At 63.4% G+C, this 19,768-nt stretch carries 18 protein-coding genes and 1 pseudogene; 12 read left to right on the plus strand and 7 right to left on the minus strand.

Features of this window, described 5'->3' with window-relative positions:
* Positions 1-54 precede the first annotated feature (54 nt).
* A pseudogene (locus ACGYLQ_RS19015) lies at positions 55-1,071 on the plus strand (IS91 family transposase); the annotation flags it as partial.
* Between the two features lie 427 nt (positions 1,072-1,498).
* Here ACGYLQ_RS19015 and ACGYLQ_RS19020 read toward each other — a convergent pair.
* The 3 genes from ACGYLQ_RS19020 to ACGYLQ_RS19030 form a co-directional block, all read right to left on the minus strand.
* Complete coding sequence (locus ACGYLQ_RS19020; protein WP_067627626.1) at positions 1,499-1,753, minus strand: WGR domain-containing protein; 255 nt, start codon at positions 1,751-1,753, stop codon at positions 1,499-1,501.
* Entirely contained in the window at positions 1,740-2,312 is a 573-nt protein-coding gene (locus tag ACGYLQ_RS19025) for a recombinase family protein (protein WP_067629953.1), read from the minus strand. Before ACGYLQ_RS19025 ends, ACGYLQ_RS19020 begins: the two co-directional genes overlap by 14 nt.
* Positions 2,313-2,657: 345 nt before the next feature.
* A complete protein-coding gene (locus ACGYLQ_RS19030) occupies positions 2,658-3,023 on the minus strand; it encodes an STAS/SEC14 domain-containing protein (protein ID WP_067629956.1) in 366 nt (121 codons plus the stop codon).
* Between the two features lie 228 nt (positions 3,024-3,251).
* Between ACGYLQ_RS19030 and ACGYLQ_RS19035 the strand changes: the two genes are divergently transcribed.
* From ACGYLQ_RS19035 to ACGYLQ_RS19085, 11 genes are all read left to right on the plus strand, one after another.
* The gene (locus ACGYLQ_RS19035; protein WP_322346851.1) at positions 3,252-3,854 is read left to right on the plus strand and encodes a cation diffusion facilitator family transporter; all 603 of its coding nucleotides are present in this window, start codon (positions 3,252-3,254) and stop codon (positions 3,852-3,854) included.
* Positions 3,844-4,368 (plus strand): hypothetical protein, encoded by a 525-nt coding sequence (locus ACGYLQ_RS19040; RefSeq protein WP_394444377.1) that lies wholly within the window; start codon positions 3,844-3,846, stop codon positions 4,366-4,368. Before ACGYLQ_RS19035 ends, ACGYLQ_RS19040 begins: the two co-directional genes overlap by 11 nt.
* On the plus strand, positions 4,365-6,251 hold the full coding sequence (locus ACGYLQ_RS19045) for a pyrroloquinoline quinone-dependent dehydrogenase (RefSeq protein WP_322346855.1): 1,887 nt from the start codon (positions 4,365-4,367) through the stop codon (positions 6,249-6,251). Before ACGYLQ_RS19040 ends, ACGYLQ_RS19045 begins: the two co-directional genes overlap by 4 nt.
* Positions 6,252-6,522: 271 nt before the next feature.
* Positions 6,523-7,359, plus strand: a complete 837-nt coding sequence (locus tag ACGYLQ_RS19050) for a cytochrome c oxidase assembly protein (protein WP_067916184.1) — start codon at positions 6,523-6,525, stop codon at positions 7,357-7,359.
* 2 nt (positions 7,360-7,361) lie between these two features.
* The gene (locus tag ACGYLQ_RS19055) at positions 7,362-8,348 is read left to right on the plus strand and encodes a c-type cytochrome (protein ID WP_236627412.1); all 987 of its coding nucleotides are present in this window, start codon (positions 7,362-7,364) and stop codon (positions 8,346-8,348) included.
* Positions 8,345-10,885, plus strand: a complete 2,541-nt coding sequence (gene ctaD, locus ACGYLQ_RS19060; RefSeq protein ID WP_067916188.1) for a cytochrome c oxidase subunit I — start codon at positions 8,345-8,347, stop codon at positions 10,883-10,885. The genes ACGYLQ_RS19055 and ctaD overlap by 4 nt, the downstream gene beginning before the upstream one ends.
* Before the next feature lie 2 nt (positions 10,886-10,887).
* Entirely contained in the window at positions 10,888-11,271 is a 384-nt protein-coding gene (locus ACGYLQ_RS19065; protein ID WP_082853689.1) for a hypothetical protein, read from the plus strand.
* The gene (locus ACGYLQ_RS19070; RefSeq protein ID WP_201722031.1) at positions 11,268-12,572 is read left to right on the plus strand and encodes a c-type cytochrome; all 1,305 of its coding nucleotides are present in this window, start codon (positions 11,268-11,270) and stop codon (positions 12,570-12,572) included. Before ACGYLQ_RS19065 ends, ACGYLQ_RS19070 begins: the two co-directional genes overlap by 4 nt.
* Positions 12,573-13,131: 559 nt before the next feature.
* Positions 13,132-13,401, plus strand: a complete 270-nt coding sequence (locus tag ACGYLQ_RS19075; RefSeq protein WP_150120307.1) for a zf-TFIIB domain-containing protein — start codon at positions 13,132-13,134, stop codon at positions 13,399-13,401.
* An 11-nt stretch (positions 13,402-13,412) separates the two neighbouring features.
* On the plus strand, positions 13,413-13,859 hold the full coding sequence (locus ACGYLQ_RS19080) for a hypothetical protein (RefSeq protein WP_058335901.1): 447 nt from the start codon (positions 13,413-13,415) through the stop codon (positions 13,857-13,859).
* Positions 13,860-13,917: 58 nt separating this feature from the next.
* Positions 13,918-15,351, plus strand: a complete 1,434-nt coding sequence (locus tag ACGYLQ_RS19085) for an alkaline phosphatase D family protein (RefSeq protein ID WP_067916192.1) — start codon at positions 13,918-13,920, stop codon at positions 15,349-15,351.
* A 51-nt stretch (positions 15,352-15,402) separates the two neighbouring features.
* Here the strand turns inward: ACGYLQ_RS19085 and ACGYLQ_RS19090 are convergent, their stop codons facing one another.
* The 4 genes from ACGYLQ_RS19090 to mobQ form a co-directional block, all read right to left on the minus strand.
* The gene (locus ACGYLQ_RS19090) at positions 15,403-17,892 is read right to left on the minus strand and encodes a heavy metal translocating P-type ATPase (protein WP_067916195.1); all 2,490 of its coding nucleotides are present in this window, start codon (positions 17,890-17,892) and stop codon (positions 15,403-15,405) included.
* 29 nt (positions 17,893-17,921) lie between these two features.
* Positions 17,922-18,290 carry a hypothetical protein gene (locus ACGYLQ_RS19095; protein WP_150120312.1) on the minus strand — a complete coding sequence of 123 codons (369 nt, stop codon included), beginning with the start codon at positions 18,288-18,290 and terminating at the stop codon, positions 17,922-17,924.
* Positions 18,268-18,834 carry a hypothetical protein gene (locus tag ACGYLQ_RS19100; protein ID WP_394444382.1) on the minus strand — a complete coding sequence of 189 codons (567 nt, stop codon included), beginning with the start codon at positions 18,832-18,834 and terminating at the stop codon, positions 18,268-18,270. The genes ACGYLQ_RS19095 and ACGYLQ_RS19100 overlap by 23 nt, the downstream gene beginning before the upstream one ends.
* Positions 18,835-18,909: 75 nt before the next feature.
* Complete coding sequence (gene mobQ / locus ACGYLQ_RS19105; RefSeq protein WP_394444383.1) at positions 18,910-19,527, minus strand: MobQ family relaxase; 618 nt, start codon at positions 19,525-19,527, stop codon at positions 18,910-18,912.
* Between the last annotated feature and the right edge of the window lie 241 nt (positions 19,528-19,768).

Genomic DNA, 19,768 nt, shown 5'->3' on the forward strand with positions numbered 1-19,768 from the left:
TGAGCGTCAGTCTCAACGCGCAAACAACCCAACAGAAACCTTAAAGGGGTTTTCTGCACTCAGCCCCACTCGACCCCCAAATGCCAATCCGGGGCAGCCAGGGCTTGGCTGGCGGCGCGCGAGGCCGAACTGCTGCCCGTGCGGTATTTCCACCTGGTCTTCACGCTGCCCAAACCGATCGCGGACATCGCCCACCAAAACAAACGGGAGATCTACAATCTCTTGATGCGGGCGAGCGCAGACGCGGTGATCAGGATTGCCGCCGACCCCAAGCACCTCGGCGCACGGGTGGGCGTCACATCCGTGCTCCACACCTGGGGCTCGGCGATGACCCACCACCCACATGTCCACATGATCGTGCCGGGCGGCGGCTTGTCTGAAGATGGGACCAAGTGGATCGCTTGCCGCAAGAACTTCTTTTTGTCCGTGCGTGTGCTGTCTCGGCTGTACAGGCGGCTCATTCTGGACGGGCTCTCCCGGCTGCACAAAGCCGGGAAGCTGCGCTTCTTCGGCGACCATGCAAAGCTTGCTGATCTCGCGGTTTTTGACGCTTTCCTGCAACCGCTACGCAAGATCGATTGGGTCGTGTATGCCAAGGAGCCCTTCGCCGGACCCAAAGCCGTGCTGGCATACCTGTCGCGCTACACCCACCGTGTCGCGATCTCCAACAGCCGCCTGATACGGGTCGACGACCGGGGCGTCACCTTCCGCGTCAAGGACTACCGCATCACCGGCCCCGGGCGGCACACCACCATGACCCTGAAAACCGACGAGTTCATCCGCCGGTTCCTCATCCACGTCCTGCCCAAAGGCCAGCACCGCATCCGCCACTATGGCTTCTTCGGCAACGGCAATCGGACCGCCAATATCGCGAGGATCAGGGAGCTGCTCGGGGCCGAAACACCGGTTCCGGGTCTTGCTCACGATAACACGATCGAGGATGCCGATGCGCCCGCCCGCGTCCTCGCGCTGCCATGCCCATGCTGCGGCGGCCGGTTGATCATCGTCGATACCTTCGCGCCCGCACAACATCCCAGAGCACCACCGGCATCAGCGAGGGCTGCCGCATGAACAGCGCGCCTCAGTCCCCAGGTTGCGATCGTAACCGCACACCCCACCGGCTGCGGCACATCCCGCCTGCCCAAATCCAGCCCTCAGCGATCCTCAGGTCGCAAATATCCCGGGAACGCGACGCAGGTTGCCAAAAACTAACCAGAACCCATGACGGGCTTGCCCTCACGGGCCACCACGAACCTACCCCGAGCCGTCGGAACCAGGGCACTCAAGCCTCCAAATCCCCATAGACCCAGCCGATCCGCCCAACCCCAACCCCGCGATTTCCCGCCTGAGCGCTTCTCCGACGCCAGGCAACCGCAGCGCTCCGCCCAAACCCCCGCGCATGGCGTCCGAGAAACCTGCATCACAGCCCGAATTAGCTGCGCGCTGCATGAACGGCTGGTCTCGAAAATTTGCCACCGAGAGGGCAGGGGGCCGGCCATCACCCTGCGAGCTGATAACCGCGCTTCTGCTTAGCCTTGTAGAGCGCGACCATGGCGTCAGCGGCGCGGCCTGCATCCTCGAAACAGTCGATCCGATGCCGCCCCTGGGTGCCAATCCGGCCCCACTCCCGCAGGAGCGAGACACCGCCGAACAGGTCAGGCATTAGGCGCAACCGATAGAAGCGAAACATATTGGCATCCGGGTCTACACGCTCGATGCGGATATCTTCAGGAAACATCTCAAGCTGCTGCATCGGGTGCCACCTCCCGCATGACACGGCTGATCGTGGACCTGTGGACGTTGAACAGACGCGCGGCCTCAGCCTCGGTGCGTTTGCCGGATCGCACCAAGTCGCGGATTTCTTTGCGCTGATCATCCGACAGCTTCGGCTTGCGCCCTGGGTGGCGTCCCTTCTTGCGGGCGCGCTCCAGACCGGCGCGCGTGCGCTCGCGGATCATCTCGCGCTCGAACTCGGCGAAGACCCCGACCATTTGCATCATCATGCGCCCGGCGGGCGTCGTGGTGTCGATGGCCTCGGTCAGCGACCGGAAACCAGCTCCAGCGGCGTTGATCTTCTCCATGATGGACAGAAGGTCTTTCAGCGATCGCGACAACCGGTCAAGCTTCCAGACGATCACCACGTCGCCGTCGCGGAGCTGATCGAGCATCCGGTGCAGCTCCGGCCGATCCCAACGGCCACCGGACGCGCGTTCCTCAAACACGCGCTCGCACCCGGCGGCGCGTAGCGCATCGAGTTGCGCGGCGGTGTCCTGACCGCGATCTGTGGAAATACGAGCATAGCCAAAGTTCATGCGCTGATTGTTGCGCTTTCTTGTTGCTCAATCAAGTGATTTCGCAACATATTTTTGCAACAAACAAGGGGAGGGTAGGGGCCTGTGATCTCGATGCTCACGCGCCTGTTTTTCTTGGTGTTCTATGCTCCTAACGGGCATCCCGGCCTCACCGGGCAGGATGTGTCTCGCAACTGGCCGTTTTCACGCGGGACGCCTCCAATGGATGCATTTAGAGGCTTTATAGAACCTCCACCAGCCGGAGCTTCGAACGCTCGCCAATCACAAAATCGTGAATCCGTTAGCTGAGAGATACATTCTAGCGAACCGACCGGGGTCATCGCCGATCTAAACCGGTCCGCCGCGCTAGGCTCCGCGCGCCCAAGAGATGGCGGCGTCTCGTTCATCTTTGTCGAACCATTTCAGGTCGGCACCCAACACTCGGTCCGCCGCCTTCATCCCCCATTTGATCCATTTCTGATCAGCGACCATGGCGACCCGCGAGAAGTCGTCGGCATGTCGGGTGTCTACTTTCATGTCCGCCCACATCGCCGCGGCACTTTCGTACCCCTCGAACGAAGCCATGAAGATGACCAGCGCCGGTTTGGCCTCTGCCCCTTTCAACTCGCGATCAAGCCATGTGTGCATGGTTTCGAAGTCTCGTTTAGACAGTTTTCCATTACATTCGAGCCCCAATACATCCTCGCCGTCCAGGTTCACTTCCTTCCACATGAGGTTCTCCTTTCATCCAAGCCCGCAACGGGCTGCCTCGTCGTGTTTGCTGTTAGCCTTTCGAACTCCAGCATTGAACATGATCGCTGACGCTTGAGTGAGGCCGATCTTTCCCTGCCCAGACTGGAACCTAAATGACGTCCGCAAGTTCTTATTCTTAACAGTAAGAAACTCTCAGTTTGGGGGGTCGGCTCCCTTCGACATCAGAACCTATTTTTCGGACGTTACATGGCAGAGCAAAAGAACGCATCGGTAAGACGCGCACTGTGGATTGTGCTGCTGCTGAATCTGGCGATTGCCATAGGGTTCTTCGTAACCGGAGCCATCGGGGATTCCAGCGGATTGATCGCCAACGGTCTGGACAACACTTCCGACACGGTCGTCTATGCCATCAGTCTCTTTGCGCTGACGCGGGCGGACAAGTGGAAACGAGCGGCCGCAAACGTCTCGGGGGGAATGCTTCTGCTGTTCGCAATTGGGGTTCTGGTGGATGCGGTCCGGCGCTATTACGCCGGATCAGAGCCACTCGGCGGGTTGATGATCGTGATGTCGGTGATTGCGGCCATCGTGAACGTGATCTGCGTCTGGCTTTTGAACAGGATAGACGATCCCGACGTCAACGTCCGCGCCGCGAATACGTTCAGCTGGAACGATTTCGCGGCGAATGGCGGCATCCTCGTTGCCGGAGGACTCGTTTGGTGGCTGGGCTCCAATTGGCCGGACTTGGCCGTCGGCGTCGCCGTTGCCGGTATATTCATCTGGGGTGGGTTCAAGATTCTCCGCGACGCCCATCGCGAGCACCACAAGGCTGTGCATGAGGATGATGAATGACCGCCGCTGGCCACCGGTCCGTGTTCGAAGCTCGCAACTCCACCATAAATCGACGACCTCGACGGCGCGGTTTTTCACCATGTTCCGGGACAGTATCCAGCCATTCCTGATTGGAACCTCGGAAGACAAACAACGTTATATACTCATGATGATCACGAGAAATTTCCGCCAGACAGCTTTGCTTCTTGTTACCATTCTGGGTTTGACTGGTCTGGGACTTGCGCTGTTCGAGCTTCTTTCTCCGACAAGCGGGACTGCCGGGTCGGCAGGCGCGACCCTCGTGTTGGTTTCCACGGCGCTGCTTGCCGCCACTGCGGCATTGCTGGCTTTCGTTCATTTGAAACGGTGGCTGTTCGGGTTGTTGCTCACATTGAGCGTCATCGACGCGGCGGCGACGGCGGTCGCGGCCTATTTCCTGATGGCCAATGTACTTGTGGCCACAATGCTGCTGGCGCTGCTTGCCGGTTTAGCTGCGGCCTTTGCAGGCAGCAGACAGGGAAGGATGACAACGTGACCTACATTGCACGGACTCTTGCAGCCTTTCTTCTCCTCGCCGCGCCGGGTGCCGGTGCTCAGCCTGCCGACTGGACGACGTTCAACGGCAATCTTGCGGCGCAAAAGTATTCTCCCGTAAGCTCCTTCACACCCGAGACGGTCCAAAGACTTGAAAGGGTGTGGTCGGTTGAAACCGGGGACGCGGCCGACGGCAGCGACGAGCTGCCGCAAACCGTGTGGTCGGCGACACCGATCTACGCCAACGAGACACTGTATCTCGGGACTCCGTTCTACCGCATACTCGCGCTCGATCCCGCGACCGGCGAGGAACGCTGGTCCTATGAGCCCGAGACGGTGCTCGAGGCGCTGACCCAGCCCGCGTTGAAGAATCGCGGTGTGGCCTATTGGCAGAGCGGGTCGCAAGGGGTTTGCGAAAAGCGCGTCTACATCGGAACGATGAACGCGACATTGCACGCGGTTGACGCCGATACCGGACAGCCATGCGCCGATTTTGGCGAAAGCGGCGTTCTCGACGTAAACCAGTGGAATACGGTCAACGACAATTTTCCGTTCTCTCTGCTTCAGCCACCTACCGTCGTCGGCGACACCTTGCTGCTGGGTTGGGCCGGGAAGGACTGGGCCTATGCCGTCGCGCCGCCGGGCAATCTGATGGCGATCGACGCCCGCACCGGTGGGTTGAAGTGGGATCTGTCCTTCATCCCGGAAGACCTGATACCGCAAACCGGCACCGCCAATATCTGGACCTCCATGGCCGCCGATCCCCGGCTCGGGCTGGTCTATGTACCGGTATCCTCGCCCAGCCCCAACTACTGGGGTGGCAACCGGACGGATCCGATTCCGCTGGCAACCTCGGTGACGGCGGTCGATATCGAGACCGGCGAGGTCCGGTGGAGCCAACAGCTCATCCGTCATGATATCTGGGATTATGACACACCTTCCGCCCCGACCCTTGTCGATCTGGAGAAGAATGGCGAGACGATCCCCGCGCTGGTTCAGACCACCAAGCAGGGTCAGATCTTCGTGCTCAACCGCGAGACCGGCGAGCCGGTCTATCCGATCGAGTATCGCCCCGTGCCCGCCAGCGATGCGAAAGGTGAAAAGGCCGCCCCGACCCAGCCCTTTTCATCCGCGCTGGCACCCACCAACGATCCCGGAAAGCTGCCCGAGGTCTCTCGGCTGGCCGATGTGACGGGCTGGGGCCAGTGCAGCGACGATGTCGAACGTTTCCGCTACGAAGGGCTGTTCACGCCGCCTTCCGAACAGGGGACATTTCTATGGCCCGGAACGGCCGGTGCCAATAACTGGGGCGGCGGTGCCGTCGATCCCAGAACAGGCATCCTCTACCTCAACTCCTCGCGAATCGTGCAGGTGATCAAGCTCATTCCGCGCGACACCTACGCTCAGGTCGCCGGTGAAAGCGGTGCAGAGCAGGGCTATTACGCGCAAGAGGGTGCGCCCTATGGAATCCAGCTTTACAACTGGACCAACTGGGCCAATTTGCCTTGCTGGGCGCCGCCCTACGGCACCTTTTCGGCCTATGATCTGCGCACCGGCGACAGGCTCTATGAAGTGCCGTTCGGAATGACGCAGCAATGGGGTTTCTACGGTCCCGAAAGCTGGGGCTCGCCGACGCTCGGCGGCCCGGTGGTGACGGCGGGCGGGGTCATCTTCATCGGCGCGTCGATGGATGCGAGAGTGCGCGCGCTCGACGCCCGGACCGGTACCGAGGTCTGGTCGGATCTGGTCGAGGCGCCCTCTGTCGCCATTCCTGCGGTCTATACCCACGAGGGGCGCGATTACGTCGTCTTCGTCGCCGGTGGCAACCCGATTCTGAAGCCGCAAGTCGGCGACCAAGTCGTGGCCTATGCCCTCGGCAACTGACATGCGACCGGGCCTCTTTGCCGGGCCAGAAGATTGAAACCTGCGCGGAATTCGAGCAGGGTGAGCATCGGACCACCGGAGGCGGAGAACAGTGACACCGTGCGGAACCCGGAAAATCGTGCCGCGCGCCGCGCGCCTTGCGCGGTGCTGCCGCCACGGACTTGACGCAGCCCCTTGCGCATCGCTTCCTGCCGCCATCTTGTTGGTCGTTGCATCGCCGGCGCGGGCGCACAGCGATGGTGCCCCGCCGTCACCGGCCGACTTCTGGACAATGTGGTCATTTCAGCCCTCGGTCCTTCTGCCGTTGGGGTTGGCGACCGCTCTTTACACCCGCGGTTTGCATCTTGCCTGGGCACGGGCGGGTCAGGGTCGCGGTGTGCGAACCTGGCAGGCTGCGTGTTTTGCGGGCGGGATCGCGGCGCTGGTCGCAGCCCTTGTCTGGCCCCTCGATGCGTGGGGAGAGAGCCTGTTTTCCGCACATATGGCCCAGCATATCACATTGATGGGACTGGCGGCGCCGCTTCTGGTGCTGGGACAACCGCTTGCGACGATGACCCGCGCCTTGCCGCGACGCTGGCAAAGGTGGTTCGGTGCGCTGGCCCAAGCCGCAGCCTGGCGTCGGGCACAGAGACTTCTGAGCGCGTCCGGTGTCGCCACCGCCATGATGCTGGGCGTTTTCCTGTTCTGGCACGCGCCGCGCGCGCTTGCCGTGGCGCTTGAGGACGATCTTGTTCATGCCGTCATGCACGGTTCGATCTTCGCTGCGGCCTTGCCGTTCTGGACCATGATTGCCCGGAGCGGGAACAGAGGCTTCGGGGTGCGGATTGCCGCGCTGTTCGTCTGCTTCAAGTTTTCGCTGATCTTCGGGGCGCTGCTGACCTTTTCGGGTCGGGCGCTGTATCCGGCCTACGGAGCCTGGCCCGAAGCCTGGGGATTGACGTTGATCGAGGATCAGCAGCTTGCCGGCGTCCTGATGATGACGGCGGCGGCGATGATGTATCTGGTCGCCGCGCTTGTCGTCGCGGCCGCCTGGTTCGCCGCCATGGACCGGACACGCATTGCCAGCCCCTGCGACGCGGCGGCGGCAGCGAACAGGGCCGGATCGTGAGGGTGCCGGCGTCTGCACTCCTGCTTGCGGCGCTTGCCCTGGCCGGATGCGAAAACCCGCAATCCGCCTTCGATCCCGCAGGGGACGAGGCGGCACGCGTCCTTGCGCTGTTCTGGGTCATGCTGGCCGGCGGCGTGGTGATCTGGACCATCGTCATCGGCGTCAGCTTCTATGCGGTCAAGGTGCGGCCCGGGCGGCACAGCGAAAAGGCCGGGCTGCGGTTGATCATCTGGGGCGGCTGCGTGTTCCCGACAGTGGTGCTTGCGGCGCTGCTGGTCTGGGGCCTCGGATTGCTGAACGACCTGCGCAGGCCGGGCGATGGCCCGACCATCGCGGTCTCGGGCGAGCGGTTCTGGTGGCGCGTCTCCTACGGTGTGACGGGCGCACCGGGCGTGGTGCGCAGTCTGCCGAAAGGCGGCATCCCCGGCGCCAACGAGATCGTCATTCCGCTTGGCCAACGCACCACGATCCTTCTAGGCAGCCCCGACGTGATCCATTCGTTCTGGGTGCCGCCGCTGGCCGGCAAGATGGACGCCATACCGGGCCGGGTGAACCGGCTGATCCTGGAGCCGACAGAGCTTGGTGTCTTCAATGGGACCTGCGCCGAATTCTGTGGGCTCGCCCATGCCCAGATGGGTTTCCGGGTGATCGTGGTGCCGCCCGCTGAGTTCGAGGCCTATGTGCGGGCGCAGGCCCGGCCCGCCGCCGTCACCGAGGGCCCCGGCCTCGATCTCTTCATGAAGAACGGTTGTGCGGCCTGCCATTCCGTGCGGGGCACGCCTGCCGACGGCACCGTCGGACCCGACCTGACACATCTGGCCAGCCGACGGATGATCGGCGCGGGCATCCTGCCCACCACGGCCGAGAACATCGCGGATTTCATCGCCTCGCCCGACCATCTCAAGCCGGGGGTCGAGATGCCTGCCTTCGGCATGTTGCCCGAGGCAGAGACCGCCCGCATCGCCGACTGGCTGGGGAGCCTGGAATGACAGACCGGACAGCACCGGATGCACCCGATCAGGACGACCCCGAGGTGCGCCGCGGGCAGGAAGACAGGCTGCGCAAGGTATGGGAGACGCCGAAGGGCTGGCGCTACTGGTCGGCGGTGAACAATACCGAAATCGGCGTCTGGTATACGGCGGCATCCTTCGGATTCATGTTGTTCGCCGGTGTCCTGGCGCTGCTGATGCGGGTGCAGCTGGCGGTGCCCGAGAACGACTTCCTGACCGCCACCTTCTACAATCAGCTTTTCACGCTGCACGGCACGGCGATGATGTTTCTCTTTGCCGTGCCCATATTCGAGGCGGTGGCGATCATCCTGCTGCCACAGATGCTTGGCGCGCGCGATCTGCCGTTTCCACGGCTGTCGGCCTTCGGCTTCTGGTGTTTTCTGATCGGCGGAATTTTCGTCAGCGGCTCGATTTTCTTCGGTGCCGCGCCGAGTTCGGGGTGGTTCATGTATCCGCCGCTGACGACCGAAGAAAAATTCACGCCGGGCCTCGGGCCAGATATCTGGCTACTGGGCCTGTCGTTCATCGAGGTCGCCTCGATCGCGGCGGCGGTGGAACTGATCGTCGGCACGCTGAAATGCCGGCCTCCGGGGATGCGCCTGAACCTGATGCCGCTTTATGCCTGGTATGTGCTGGTGGTGGCGGCGATGATCCTGTTCGCCTTTCCGCCACTGATCGCGGGCGACATCCTGTTCGAACTGGAGCGGATGTTCGACTGGCCCTTCTTCGATCCGGCCCGTGGCGGCGACCCGATCCTGTGGCAGCACCTGTTCTGGATCTTCGGCCACCCCGAGGTCTATATCGTCTTCCTGCCCGCCATCGCACTGGTGGCGATGATCGTGCCGACCTTCGCGCAGCGTCCGATCCTGGGCTATTCCTGGATCGTCCTGGCTGCCGTCGGCACCGGTTTCCTCTCCTTCGGGCTGTGGGTGCACCATATGTATACCACGGGCCTGCCCTCGGCCTCGCTGGGATTCTTTTCGGCCGCCTCCGAGGCGGTTGCGATCCCCACCGGCGTGCAGATATTCGTGTTTCTGGCGACTTTGCTGACCGGGCGGGTGATCTTTTCGGTGCCGATGCTGTTCGTCGCGGGCGCGCTGGCGACCTTCGTGATCGGCGGGCTGACCGGCGTCATGGTGGCACTGGTGCCTTTCGACTGGCAGGCGCACGACACCTATTTCGTGGTTGCCCACCTGCATTACGTGCTGATCGGAGGGATGCTGTTTCCGCTGGCCGCGGGTATCTATTACTACTGGCCGGTTGTCAGCGGCCGGAAACTGTCCGACCGGCTGGGGCGGTGGGCGTTCTGGATCATGTTCACCGGCTTCAACGTAACCTTCCTGCCGATGCACTATTCCGGGCTGGCTGGCATGGCGCGGCGCGTCTGGACCTATCCGGTCGAGCTTGGGGTCGGGACCGCGAACCTGATCTCCAGCGCCGGCGCTTTCATTTTTGCCGCCGGGTTTCTGATCATCGTCTGGGACGTGCTGCGCCCGCGCGGCGGGGAACCCTATGCAGACCGCAATCCATGGAATGCCGGCACGTCTGAGTGGCTGATCGAAATGCCGGCTGAAAACTGGGGTGTGCGCTCGGTTCCGATCGTCACCACACGCTATCCGCTCTGGGAACAGCCGAATTTCGCGGAAGACGTAGACAAGGGCCGGTTCTATCTTCCCGACGCGGAGGAAGGAAAGCGCGAGACGCTCATTACCTCGGTCCTCGACGGCACGCCTATGCAGTGCCTGCGGGTTGCGGGGCCAAGCTTCATGCCGATGATCGCCGCTGCCCTGACCGGGGCCGTGTTCATCTTCACCACCTTCAAGTTCTGGATTCCGGCCCTTGTCGCCATGGTGCTGGCGACGATTTCCATCATGGTCTGGCTCTGGCGCGGAACGGCGGCGATTCCCGAAAAGCCCGACAAGAACGTCGGTCTCGGCCTCAGCCTGCCGCTCTATGTCTCGGGTCCGAAATCGACCGGCTGGTGGGCGATGTTTATCACCATGGCGGGCGATGCGATGGCCTTTGTCGGACTGGCCTTTGGCTACATGTTCTACTTCACGATCCACGCCGATTTTCCGCCGCCTGGCATGGCAGGACCGGGCACACTCTGGCCCGGCCTGTCACTGGGTCTTTTCGGCGCTGCCTGGGCGGCATCGCTGGGCGCGCGCAATCTCAATCGCGCCGGGCGGGTCGGTATCGCACGCGCTCTGATGGCGGGAGGCAGCCTGCTGGCGCTTGGCGCCGGTGCTGCCTTGCTCTGGGGGCCCTGGATCTATGGTCTCAATCCCGCCGATCACGTCTATCCCGCGACGGTCTGGGTGCTGGCGATCTGGACCGCCGTTCACGCGGCGGTGGGCAGCCTGATGCTGGCCTATTGCCTGGCGCGGTCGGTCTTCGGCAGGATGACGCCGCACCATGACGCCGACATCTCGAACGTGGCGCTTTACTGGCATTTCATGTTCGCAACCGCGCTGGTGACGGTGACGTTGCTGGCGTTATTCCCGATGCTGGTGTGAGGATGGCGATGCTGGGACTGGGCAAGACCGAAGATACGCTCTGGACGCTGATCGCCGCGCCGACGATCTGGGGATTTCACTTCCTGTTCAGCTATCTGCTGGTGGCCTGGCAATGCGCGCCTAACGGCGATCCTTTCCGCGGAATCGGCGGCACGCGGACACTGATCGGCGGTGTGACTTTGGTCTGCCTCGCCCTGATCGGTCTGATTCTGCGGCGCTCATGGCGCGAATGGCGAGCCGGTGAAGGCGATTTCCACAACAATCAGAATACGACCGAGGCGCGCGAGCGGTTCCTCGAGTTCTCGACGCTGCTGCTGGCGGTATTGTCCTTCGTGGCGGTGGTGTTCGAGACCCTTCCCATCGCGCTGATCGGGGATTGCAGATGAGGCTGGGGATCGTTCTGACCTGGAAGCGGTTCGCGGGCCTGCTGGTTCTGGGCGTCGCAGGGGTATTGCTGGTCGGCTGGTCGGGTCTGGTTTCGGTCGCGGCCTCGTCGGGTCATTGGCCTGTAACGCGCTGGTTCCTTGGCTGGACGCTGGAGAACGCGGTCGCCACCCAGTCGATGGCGGTCGAAAGGCCCGAGGGGCTGGACCTGTCCGATCCGGCCCTGATCCAGCGGTCGGCCGGCAATTACGCGACAAGCTGCGCCGCCTGTCATGGCGCCCCCGGCGTCCGCCAATCTCCGGTCGTGGCCAACATGGTTCCTTCGCCGCCGCGGCTGAAGGACAGCGTCGTGGACTGGAGCGACGAGGAACTGTTCTGGATAGTAAAGAACGGGTTCAAATATACCGGGATGCCCGCCTGGCCGGCGCAGGACCGCGATGACGAGGTCTGGGCGCAGGTCGCCTTTCTGCGCGCCTTGCCAGACATGACCGCCGCAGCCTATGCCGATCTTGCACTCGGTGGCGGCGCCGTGGACGACGACCTGGAGGCGGGCGGGCAGGCGCTGGCGGCGCTGGACGGCATCTTCGAGAACACATTGGAAAATTGCGCCCGCTGTCATGGCCGCGACGGGCTGGGCCGGGGGCAGGGCGCGGCCAGCGGTGCCTTTCCAATCATCGCGGGCCAGCCCGCACCCTATCTCTTCGCGACATTGCAGGCCTTTGCGCAAGGCAGGCGCGAAAGCGGCTTCATGCAGCCGCCCGCAAGCCGGTATGATGCACAGACCCTCGCCGGGCTTGCCGAATACTTTGCCCGGCAGCCCGGCCCGGTGCCGGATCCCGGCCCCGTAGCAAATGCCGCCAAGGACGCAAAAACATCGCCGGGGGCGACCGGGCCGCTGGTTCTGCCGCTCGACACGCCGCAGGATGCGGCCGGGATTCTCGAGGGCGACACCGATCTTGGCTATGCCACGGTACCGATGGCCGCTCCGGGCGGGACGCCCTCCACGCCCGAGGCGCTGCTGGCCCTTGGCCAGCGCATTGCCCTCGACGGCATCGCAGAGGCCGGGATCCCGTCGTGCCAAAGTTGCCATGGCCAGGGATCACAACCGCAAAGCCCCGACTTTCCGGCGCTTGCCGGGCAGCCGACGTGGTATCTCGCCGAGAGCCTTATGCTCTGGCGTGAGGGCAAGCGCGGAGGCACCGCTTTTTCGCCTGTCATGGAGGCGATTGCCCGGACCATGACAAATGAACAGATCGACGCGGTATCTGCCTGGTATTCGCAACGGTCCCGGATCGCGCGGTGACACTCCCGTGACAATCTGCGCTCAGGGGTCCTTTGCAGCGGAGTGTGGAATCCTACGCTAAACGGCGAAGACACGTTGCCCGTGTTTTCGTAGATGGGGTCTGTTCCGGTAGGGGGCAGGATTGTAGCATAAGGAAAACTGGAAACGGCGTGCCAGTTGAACCTGTTGGATTTTTTGCCTTCTAAGCTCCTGATTTTGTTGACGTGAAAAGTGTCCCAAACAAACATTTCATCAAATGGGACGATGTGACGAAAGAGCCTCTGTGTTGTTATTCATGCATGTAAACGCCTCTCGCAAGCCGCCAGCGCCTCAGAAATGAGCGTTCTGGTCTTGGGCGCAAGCACCGGTGGATGCGCCTTGCATGTCACCGAGTGCGCGAAAGCTTGTGATACGATCCTGCCCCCTACCGGATTCTACCCCAAAAACGATGTGTCGCCCCTTGAAGCTATAGTAACTGTAGCTTCTATATCTCATGATAAGAACAGGAAAAGAACACATGGTTGTTACACTGAAGGAGCCAGGAAACGAGATGGAGAAGCCCAGAAGCGCCAAAGCCGGTATGATGTGCCCGGTCTGCGATGTTCCACTCAGCATGTCGGACCGACAGGGCGTGGAAATCGACTTTTGCCCGCAATGCCGGGGCGTCTGGCTGGACCGGGGCGAGCTTGACAAGATCATCGAACGCAGTGCCGCCGAAATGGCCCCGCCGCCACGGCGCGAGCCCGAACCCCGGGGTTACGACGACCGGGGCGGATACAGCAAACACGGTAGCCATGGCAAACACGGGTATCGCGGCCGGAAATCGTTCCTGCGCGAATTGTTCGACTAGGTGGACAAATCATGGGACATCATCGGTTCAAACCATCCAGACACGAGCGATATCGCGAGCCGGATGCGTATCATGACGAAGAAGACGGTTACGGGTATCGCGACCGCAGAAGCCTGCCTGCGCTGAATATTCCGGGCTCGGTCATCGTGGCCGGGCTGGTCTTGTGGTCCGCGCTTGCGCTTGGCGTGTGGTGGCTGGTCGATCCGGTGCTGGCGTGGATTTCCGGCGCTGCCGGTCCGCTGGCCGATACCGGCACCGGGTTTGCAAACTGGTTCGGCCTGGGCGCCGAGGCCAACGCCTTGCGCGATGCGGCCAATATCGAGGGGCTGGTCGGCTGGGCGATGGGGCCGGTTCACTTCCTCGCCAAGGCGGCCCTTCTATTGGTGTGGGTCGTCGGGCTGATAGGGCTGACTGTCCTGCCTGCGGTGCTGCGCCGCCGCCGGGCGGCATGGAACTGACGGGCGGCGCGTTCATGGTGACAACAGTGCCTGAACGCCGCCCCGAACCACGGTACACATGACATCCGAACCGCCGATCATGACCGGTCCGATCCTGTTTCTCGATGATATCGGGGCGTCCGGGGCGCAACTGTCTGCCCTTTTCATCGCGGCCGGGCGGGCGCGCCCGGAGCCGGTCAGAACGGTCGATGGCGTCCATGCCGCGGAACGCCTTGCCGACTACGATCATGCCACCGTATGGCGCGCAAGGTTCCACCTGCCAGCCGACAGGCCGTCCAGTTACCAATGGAGCGGTGAAAGCTACGACGTTGCAGGCGATTTGCGAGGCGATATGCGGATTGCCTATGTGTCCTGCAACGGCGAGGAGATCGGCGATCTTGAGCGCGAAGGCTCCGAGCGCAACGCGATGTGGGCGCGCCTGCGGGAAGATCACCGGAGCGCGCCCTTCTCCCTGCTGCTGCATGGCGGCGATCAGGTCTATGCCGATCAGGTGACCGAGGGGCATCCGCTGAGCGAGAACTGGCCCGAGCATATCCCGAAGGACCCTTCCCGCGCCGATCTGGCCGATCTGCGCCATCACCTGCGCGAACGCTTTCTGGAACGCTATACTGGCCTTTACCGCGCGCCGGAATTTGCCTGGATCGCCGCGCGCGTGCCCTCGCTGATGCAGTGGGACGATCACGACATCTGCGATGGCTGGGGGTCGCTGCCGCGCTCGAAAACCTATTCCCCGGTCGGCCAAACCCTGTTCGAGGTCGCGCGCGAGAGTTTCCTGACCTTTCAGCACGCCTCGGCGGACGGCGATCTGCCGCGGCGCTTTCATGACCCGTCCGGCCTGCATCTGGGCTGGAGCGTCCGCACCGCTGGTCTGCGCATTCTGGCACCCGACATGCGATCGGAGCGCACGCGCCGTGCGATCATGGGAGAGGGCGGCTGGGCGATGATGCGCGCCGAAGCCGCGGCACCGGTTCAGGGCCACACGTTCCTGATGTCCAGCGTCCCGTTGCTGGGTCCGCGCCTATCGCTGCTCGAGGCGCTGATGGTTGCCGTCCCGAAGATGCAGAAATACGAGGACGATCTGCGCGATCAGTGGCAAAGCCGTGCCCATCGCGCAGAATGGTGCGACATGCTGCGGCTGGTTCGCGACATCGCGCTTGCCGACGGCCATGACGTTACCGTGCTCTCGGGGGAAATCCATCTGGCGACGCGCGCCACGATGAAGCTTCGCACCGACCGCTGGCTGCACCAGTTGGTCGCATCCGGTATCGCGCATCGCGCCCCGCCCAAGGCCTGGGCGCGATTCCTGGGTGCCCTTGCACAACTCGGTGAATCGCCGCTCAGGGGGAATCCGATCCGAATCCGGCGCATCCCCGGACAGGCTTCGCGCTATATCGCGGAGCGCAACTATCTGCTGCTGGAAAGGCATTCGGACAGCTGGCGCGCCCGTTGGGTTCTGGAACAGAGCGGGACAACGCCGCCCCTCACGCTGTGATGATGTCGCCACATGTGGATGTGCCGCCCCGCAAGCGGCTGACCTGTGCTGTCAGGCTGCCGCCCTGGTGTCCGGGGCGGGTGCCGCCTCCACAGCCGCGGTCGGCGGCGCAAAGCGGAATGCGAGCAATCGCAGTGCGTTGAAGACAACGACAACCGTCGATCCCTCGTGGACGGCCACCGCGGGACCAATTCCCAGACCAAGGATCGTGGCAGGGACCAGAAAGGCGACAACCCCCAGGCTGAACCACAGGTTTTGCCGGATGATCGAACTTGTCGATCGGCTGAGCGCCACGGCAAAGGGCAGATGGTTCAGATTGTCCGCCATCAGCGCCACATCGGCGGTTTCCAGCGCGACATCCGAACCCGCCGCGCCCATGGCGATGCCGACCGTCGCGTTCGCCATCGCTGGCGCGTCATTGACGCCGTCGCCGACCATGGCGACCTTGGCCTCGGCGCGCAGGCTCTTGATCGTTTCCACCTTGTCATCCGGCATCAGATCGCCGCGCGCCTCGTCAAGGCCGATGGCCCGCGCCACAGCGTCGGCGACTTTCTGATTGTCGCCCGAAATCATGATCATCCGGCGGATGCCGATCTCGTGCAGCGCCTTGATGACCGCCGGGGCCGCTTCGCGCGGTGTATCCATCAGGCCGATCACCCCGAGATACCTGTCCCCCTGGCGCACGACCATCGTGGTGCGCCCGCCTGCTTCCAGCGCCTCGACCTTTGCGCGCAACGTGTCGGGCATGGGCGGGCCGTCGACTTCGGCAAACAGATCGTCCTTGCCGATATAGGTCGTCTCGCCATCGACCTGGGCCACGACACCGCGCCCGGTGATGCTGCGCAGATCGGACGCCTCGGCGGCGGGTATGTCGCCAAGCCGTTCGCGCCCGTCCCTGACAACGGCGGCGGCGAGAGGATGGTCACTCAGCGCCTCGACCCCGATTGCCACCCGCAGAAGGTCTTTTTCCTCGGCACCCTCGGCCGTCACCACATCGACCAGCTTTGGCTTACCTTCGGTCAAGGTGCCGGTCTTGTCGAAAGCAATGGCTGTCAGCCGCCCCAGATTTTCAAGCGGCGCACCGCCCTTGACCAGGACGCCGCCGCGTGCGGCGCGTGCCACCCCGCTGAGAACCGCGCTTGGCGTCGCGATGGCGAGCGCACAGGGGCTTGCCGCCACCAGAACCGCCATGGCGCGATAAAATGTGTCGCTGAAGGGCTCGTCGATGACGAAGCCCGCGAACAACAGCGCGATGGCAAGTACCAGCACCGCCGGAACAAAGATGCGCTCGAATCGGTCGGTCAGGCGCTGTGTGGGCGATTGGTTGGTTTCGGCCTCGTTCACCATCTTGACGACACGGGCGAGGGTCGAATCCGCCGATGTGCGCGTGACCTGGATTTCCAATGCGCCGCCACCGTTGATCGTACCGGCAAAAACACGGTTTCCGGCATCCACCAGGTCGGGCTTTTCGGCGGCCACGTTCGCGTCCCCGACGGGCGATTTGTCCACCGGCACGCTCTCGCCGGTAATCGGTGCCTGATTGACGCTGCTTTCACCCTTGATGACAAAGCCGTCTGCGGCCAGTCGCTCGTTCGGTTTCACCAGCACAATGTCACCGACCCGCAAGGCATCGACGGCGATCTCCTCGACCTTGCCGTCCCGGCGTACGGTGGCCGTTTTGGGTGCCAGGGCACCAAGCGCTTCAATGGCCCGCTTGGCGCGACCCATGGCATAGCCTTCCAGCGCATGACCAAGGCTGAAAAGGAACAGCAGCAACGCGCCCTCGGCCCATTCGCCAAGTGCCGCCGCGCCCGCCGCCGCCACAAGCATCAGGAAATCAATCTCGAACCGGCCATTGCGGACACTGTCGATGGCCTCGCGCAGAGCATAGTAGCCGCCGAAGAAATAGGCGGGGACAAGGACGAACAGGGGCGCCCATGACGGCATCGCCACAAACTTCGGCAAAAGCCAGCCAATAAGCAGAAGCACACCGCACAGCCCCACAAAGATCAGTTCGGTCTGCGCCCCGAAAATACCACCGTGGGCGTGATCGTGGTCATCCGCCTTGTCGGCACTTGCGGGACCGGGTTTCTCCCGCTCCGGCGATACCTTCATCTCCTCAAGGGATTTGCGGATGGTGTCCTCATCGGTTTGCGCCCGGTCGAACTCGATCCGCAGGGGACCGCCCGCGTTGGCGTGGGCCTCGACAACCCCCGACAGACGGCGCACGTTCTCGCTGACGGTCCTCGCCCGGCGCTGATCCGCGATCCCGTCAACCTGCCAAACCATATGCCCGAACTTTGCGGCAATTTCCGCCCCGAAGGTCCCGGCGAGTTGGCGGATGCGCTCAAGCGGAAGGACGGCGGGGTCGTAATGAATACACAACTCCGCACCTGCGCCGTCCTCTTCGTCGCGAATGTGCACGCGCTCGACGCCGTCGCGAGGCTCAAGGCTCTCGATCAGCCGTCGAACACAGGCGTCACGCGCGTCCGGCACATCGGGAAGCAACAGCGGGAGATCGAGACGAAGGGTATCGGCCATGGTGAACATCCTGTCAGTTTGCTGTCGGCTCAAACCTGCTCGCGGCAAGCGCCGCAGTCGAGTTCACCACCAACGTTGGCCGTTTCTGGAGCACATTCCGGCCATGTAAAGGTCGTTTGTCGGGTGACCTCTAAACCATTTTTCGCCTTTTTTCCAATACCATGGAAATTATCTCGATGATAAGCAGCTTCGGGAATCCGCAAGCAGGATTTTCCGGGGCAACCCTGGCCCCAAGCAATTCGGGCCAGTCTGTCACCAGCCTTATCCTCGCGCATCGGCCAATGTATCAGCTCGCGCGGCTTGTCGGTGATTTCGACCAGCGTGCCGAAGACGTCGAAACACACCGCCTCGATCCCGTCGAAGATTGGTGGCAAGTCAGTGACTGAGGCCACGGTCACGATCCACCTCCCTGTCGATTTCTTTCTCGCTTTCGACTTCCCGGTCTTTCTCCGGTTCTTCGATCTCCAGCCGCTCGCGCGGCTTGTTCAACACATCGTCCAGACGCTCGCGGATCGACGGCTTCTCGCCGTCTTCTACGCTCGCGTCCTGCTCGGCCCCCTGATCCTTGTCCAGCGCCTCGCGCAACCGCTCCTGCACAGAACGCTTCGGTTCTTCGTCACTCTGCCCACCGCGTTCCGGCACGGCCCGGTCTGGACCGTCCCGCCCGGTGATCTGCGCCAGCCGCTCCCGGATATCGTCAGACGCACGTGGCCCGCGCTCTTTCGATGTCGCCGCCCTGAGTGCGGCAAGACCGGCGGAGACACGCCCCTGCCCTTCCTCGCGGGCCGTGCCATAGGTCTCCCGCGCCAGCTCCAGTCGTTCGCGCATGTCGCGGAACGCGGCGCGCGCCTGACGGGCGGCATGGACGACAGCGCCGCGTTCCGTGACCGGCACGTATTCCCGACCTTGGCGTTCGGCCATGGCCTTGGCTCGTCGCTCCATGGAATTGGCCGCCGGTCCCAGCTTCAGCTCGGGGTCGCGGTCCAGCTCCTCGGCGGACAGCGTGTCGCCGCGCTCTTACGCCGCCTCGCGCTGCGATTCAAGCGACCGATGATCGACCCGCTCGACCTCGCCGACACGCTCCAGCGCCCGGTTCTGCAATTCGGCCCAGACGCCGCGCATCTGCTCGATTTCGACGCCGCCGGTCTTCGCGGAATCGAGCACCCGCGTCTTGGCTGTGAAGCCCTCGGCCTCCAGCTTACGAGTGCTGGTCAGGACGTGGGCGTGATGGTTTCGCTGATCGCCTTCCCGGTGCGGCGCATGGATCGCCACATCGACAGCCACGCCGTATCGGCTGACCAGCTCCTCGGCGAACTGCCGGGTGATCTGCGACCGGTCCTCGGCGCTGATTTCGGAGGGAAGGGCCAGCTCCCACTCGCGGGCGGTGACAGAGTTGCGGCGGGTCTCGCTGGCCTCGGCCTCGTTCCAAAGTTTGGACCGGTCCTGCGCCCAGGCCGGGGCAGTCTCGGGGGCGACAATGAACGTCTCCTCGATGCCCTGCTTGCGGGTGTAGTCGTGGATGCGGCCCTCGCGCTGGCACTCGATGCGCTCACCGACCCGGTAGGCGGCTGCGGCCACGACAGAGCGTCCGGCGCTGCGTTTGATCGTCTTCACGGAGAGGTGGTAGCTGGCCATGCGCCCTCCCCTCGCCCGTGATGTGAACGATCATCGCGCGCGCCGCTGCTGACCCCAGCCCATGCCCCGACATGGGCCACCGGGTCAGCCGTCTTTTCCCCGAAGGCCCGCGCCCCACAACGCTGGGGCCGGAGGGGAAAAGACGGTCCGAACGAAGCGGCCCGAAGGGTCTCTGAGGCGCGGGCTTGCCAGTGACCTAACCTATAATCCCCAGCCTCGTGGGGGGCGGGATCATAGGTTA

Source organism: Sulfitobacter sp. 1A12779, from assembly GCF_043557315.1.
In the GTDB taxonomy this organism is placed as follows: domain Bacteria; phylum Pseudomonadota; class Alphaproteobacteria; order Rhodobacterales; family Rhodobacteraceae; genus Sulfitobacter; species Sulfitobacter faviae.

What these genes read in the sequence shown, in the direction of transcription:
- ctaD (WP_067916188.1), top strand. Translation starts at nt 8,345, where the DNA reads ATGACAGACCGGACAGCACCGGATGCACCCGATCAGGACGACCCCGAG.
- ACGYLQ_RS19100 (WP_394444382.1), bottom strand. Translation starts at nt 18,834, where the DNA reads ATGGAGCGACGAGCCAAGGCCATGGCCGAACGCCAAGGTCGGGAATAC.
- ACGYLQ_RS19050 (WP_067916184.1), top strand. Translation starts at nt 6,523, where the DNA reads ATGTGGTCATTTCAGCCCTCGGTCCTTCTGCCGTTGGGGTTGGCGACC.
- mobQ (WP_394444383.1), bottom strand. Translation starts at nt 19,527, where the DNA reads ATGGCCAGCTACCACCTCTCCGTGAAGACGATCAAACGCAGCGCCGGA.
- ACGYLQ_RS19035 (WP_322346851.1), top strand. Translation starts at nt 3,252, where the DNA reads ATGGCAGAGCAAAAGAACGCATCGGTAAGACGCGCACTGTGGATTGTG.
- ACGYLQ_RS19040 (WP_394444377.1), top strand. Translation starts at nt 3,844, where the DNA reads ATGATGAATGACCGCCGCTGGCCACCGGTCCGTGTTCGAAGCTCGCAA.
- ACGYLQ_RS19070 (WP_201722031.1), top strand. Translation starts at nt 11,268, where the DNA reads ATGAGGCTGGGGATCGTTCTGACCTGGAAGCGGTTCGCGGGCCTGCTG.
- ACGYLQ_RS19020 (WP_067627626.1), bottom strand. Translation starts at nt 1,753, where the DNA reads ATGCAGCAGCTTGAGATGTTTCCTGAAGATATCCGCATCGAGCGTGTA.
- ACGYLQ_RS19065 (WP_082853689.1), top strand. Translation starts at nt 10,888, where the DNA reads ATGGCGATGCTGGGACTGGGCAAGACCGAAGATACGCTCTGGACGCTG.
- ACGYLQ_RS19025 (WP_067629953.1), bottom strand. Translation starts at nt 2,312, where the DNA reads ATGAACTTTGGCTATGCTCGTATTTCCACAGATCGCGGTCAGGACACC.
- ACGYLQ_RS19080 (WP_058335901.1), top strand. Translation starts at nt 13,413, where the DNA reads ATGGGACATCATCGGTTCAAACCATCCAGACACGAGCGATATCGCGAG.
- ACGYLQ_RS19030 (WP_067629956.1), bottom strand. Translation starts at nt 3,023, where the DNA reads ATGTGGAAGGAAGTGAACCTGGACGGCGAGGATGTATTGGGGCTCGAA.
- ACGYLQ_RS19075 (WP_150120307.1), top strand. Translation starts at nt 13,132, where the DNA reads ATGATGTGCCCGGTCTGCGATGTTCCACTCAGCATGTCGGACCGACAG.
- ACGYLQ_RS19090 (WP_067916195.1), bottom strand. Translation starts at nt 17,892, where the DNA reads ATGGCCGATACCCTTCGTCTCGATCTCCCGCTGTTGCTTCCCGATGTG.
- ACGYLQ_RS19085 (WP_067916192.1), top strand. Translation starts at nt 13,918, where the DNA reads ATGACATCCGAACCGCCGATCATGACCGGTCCGATCCTGTTTCTCGAT.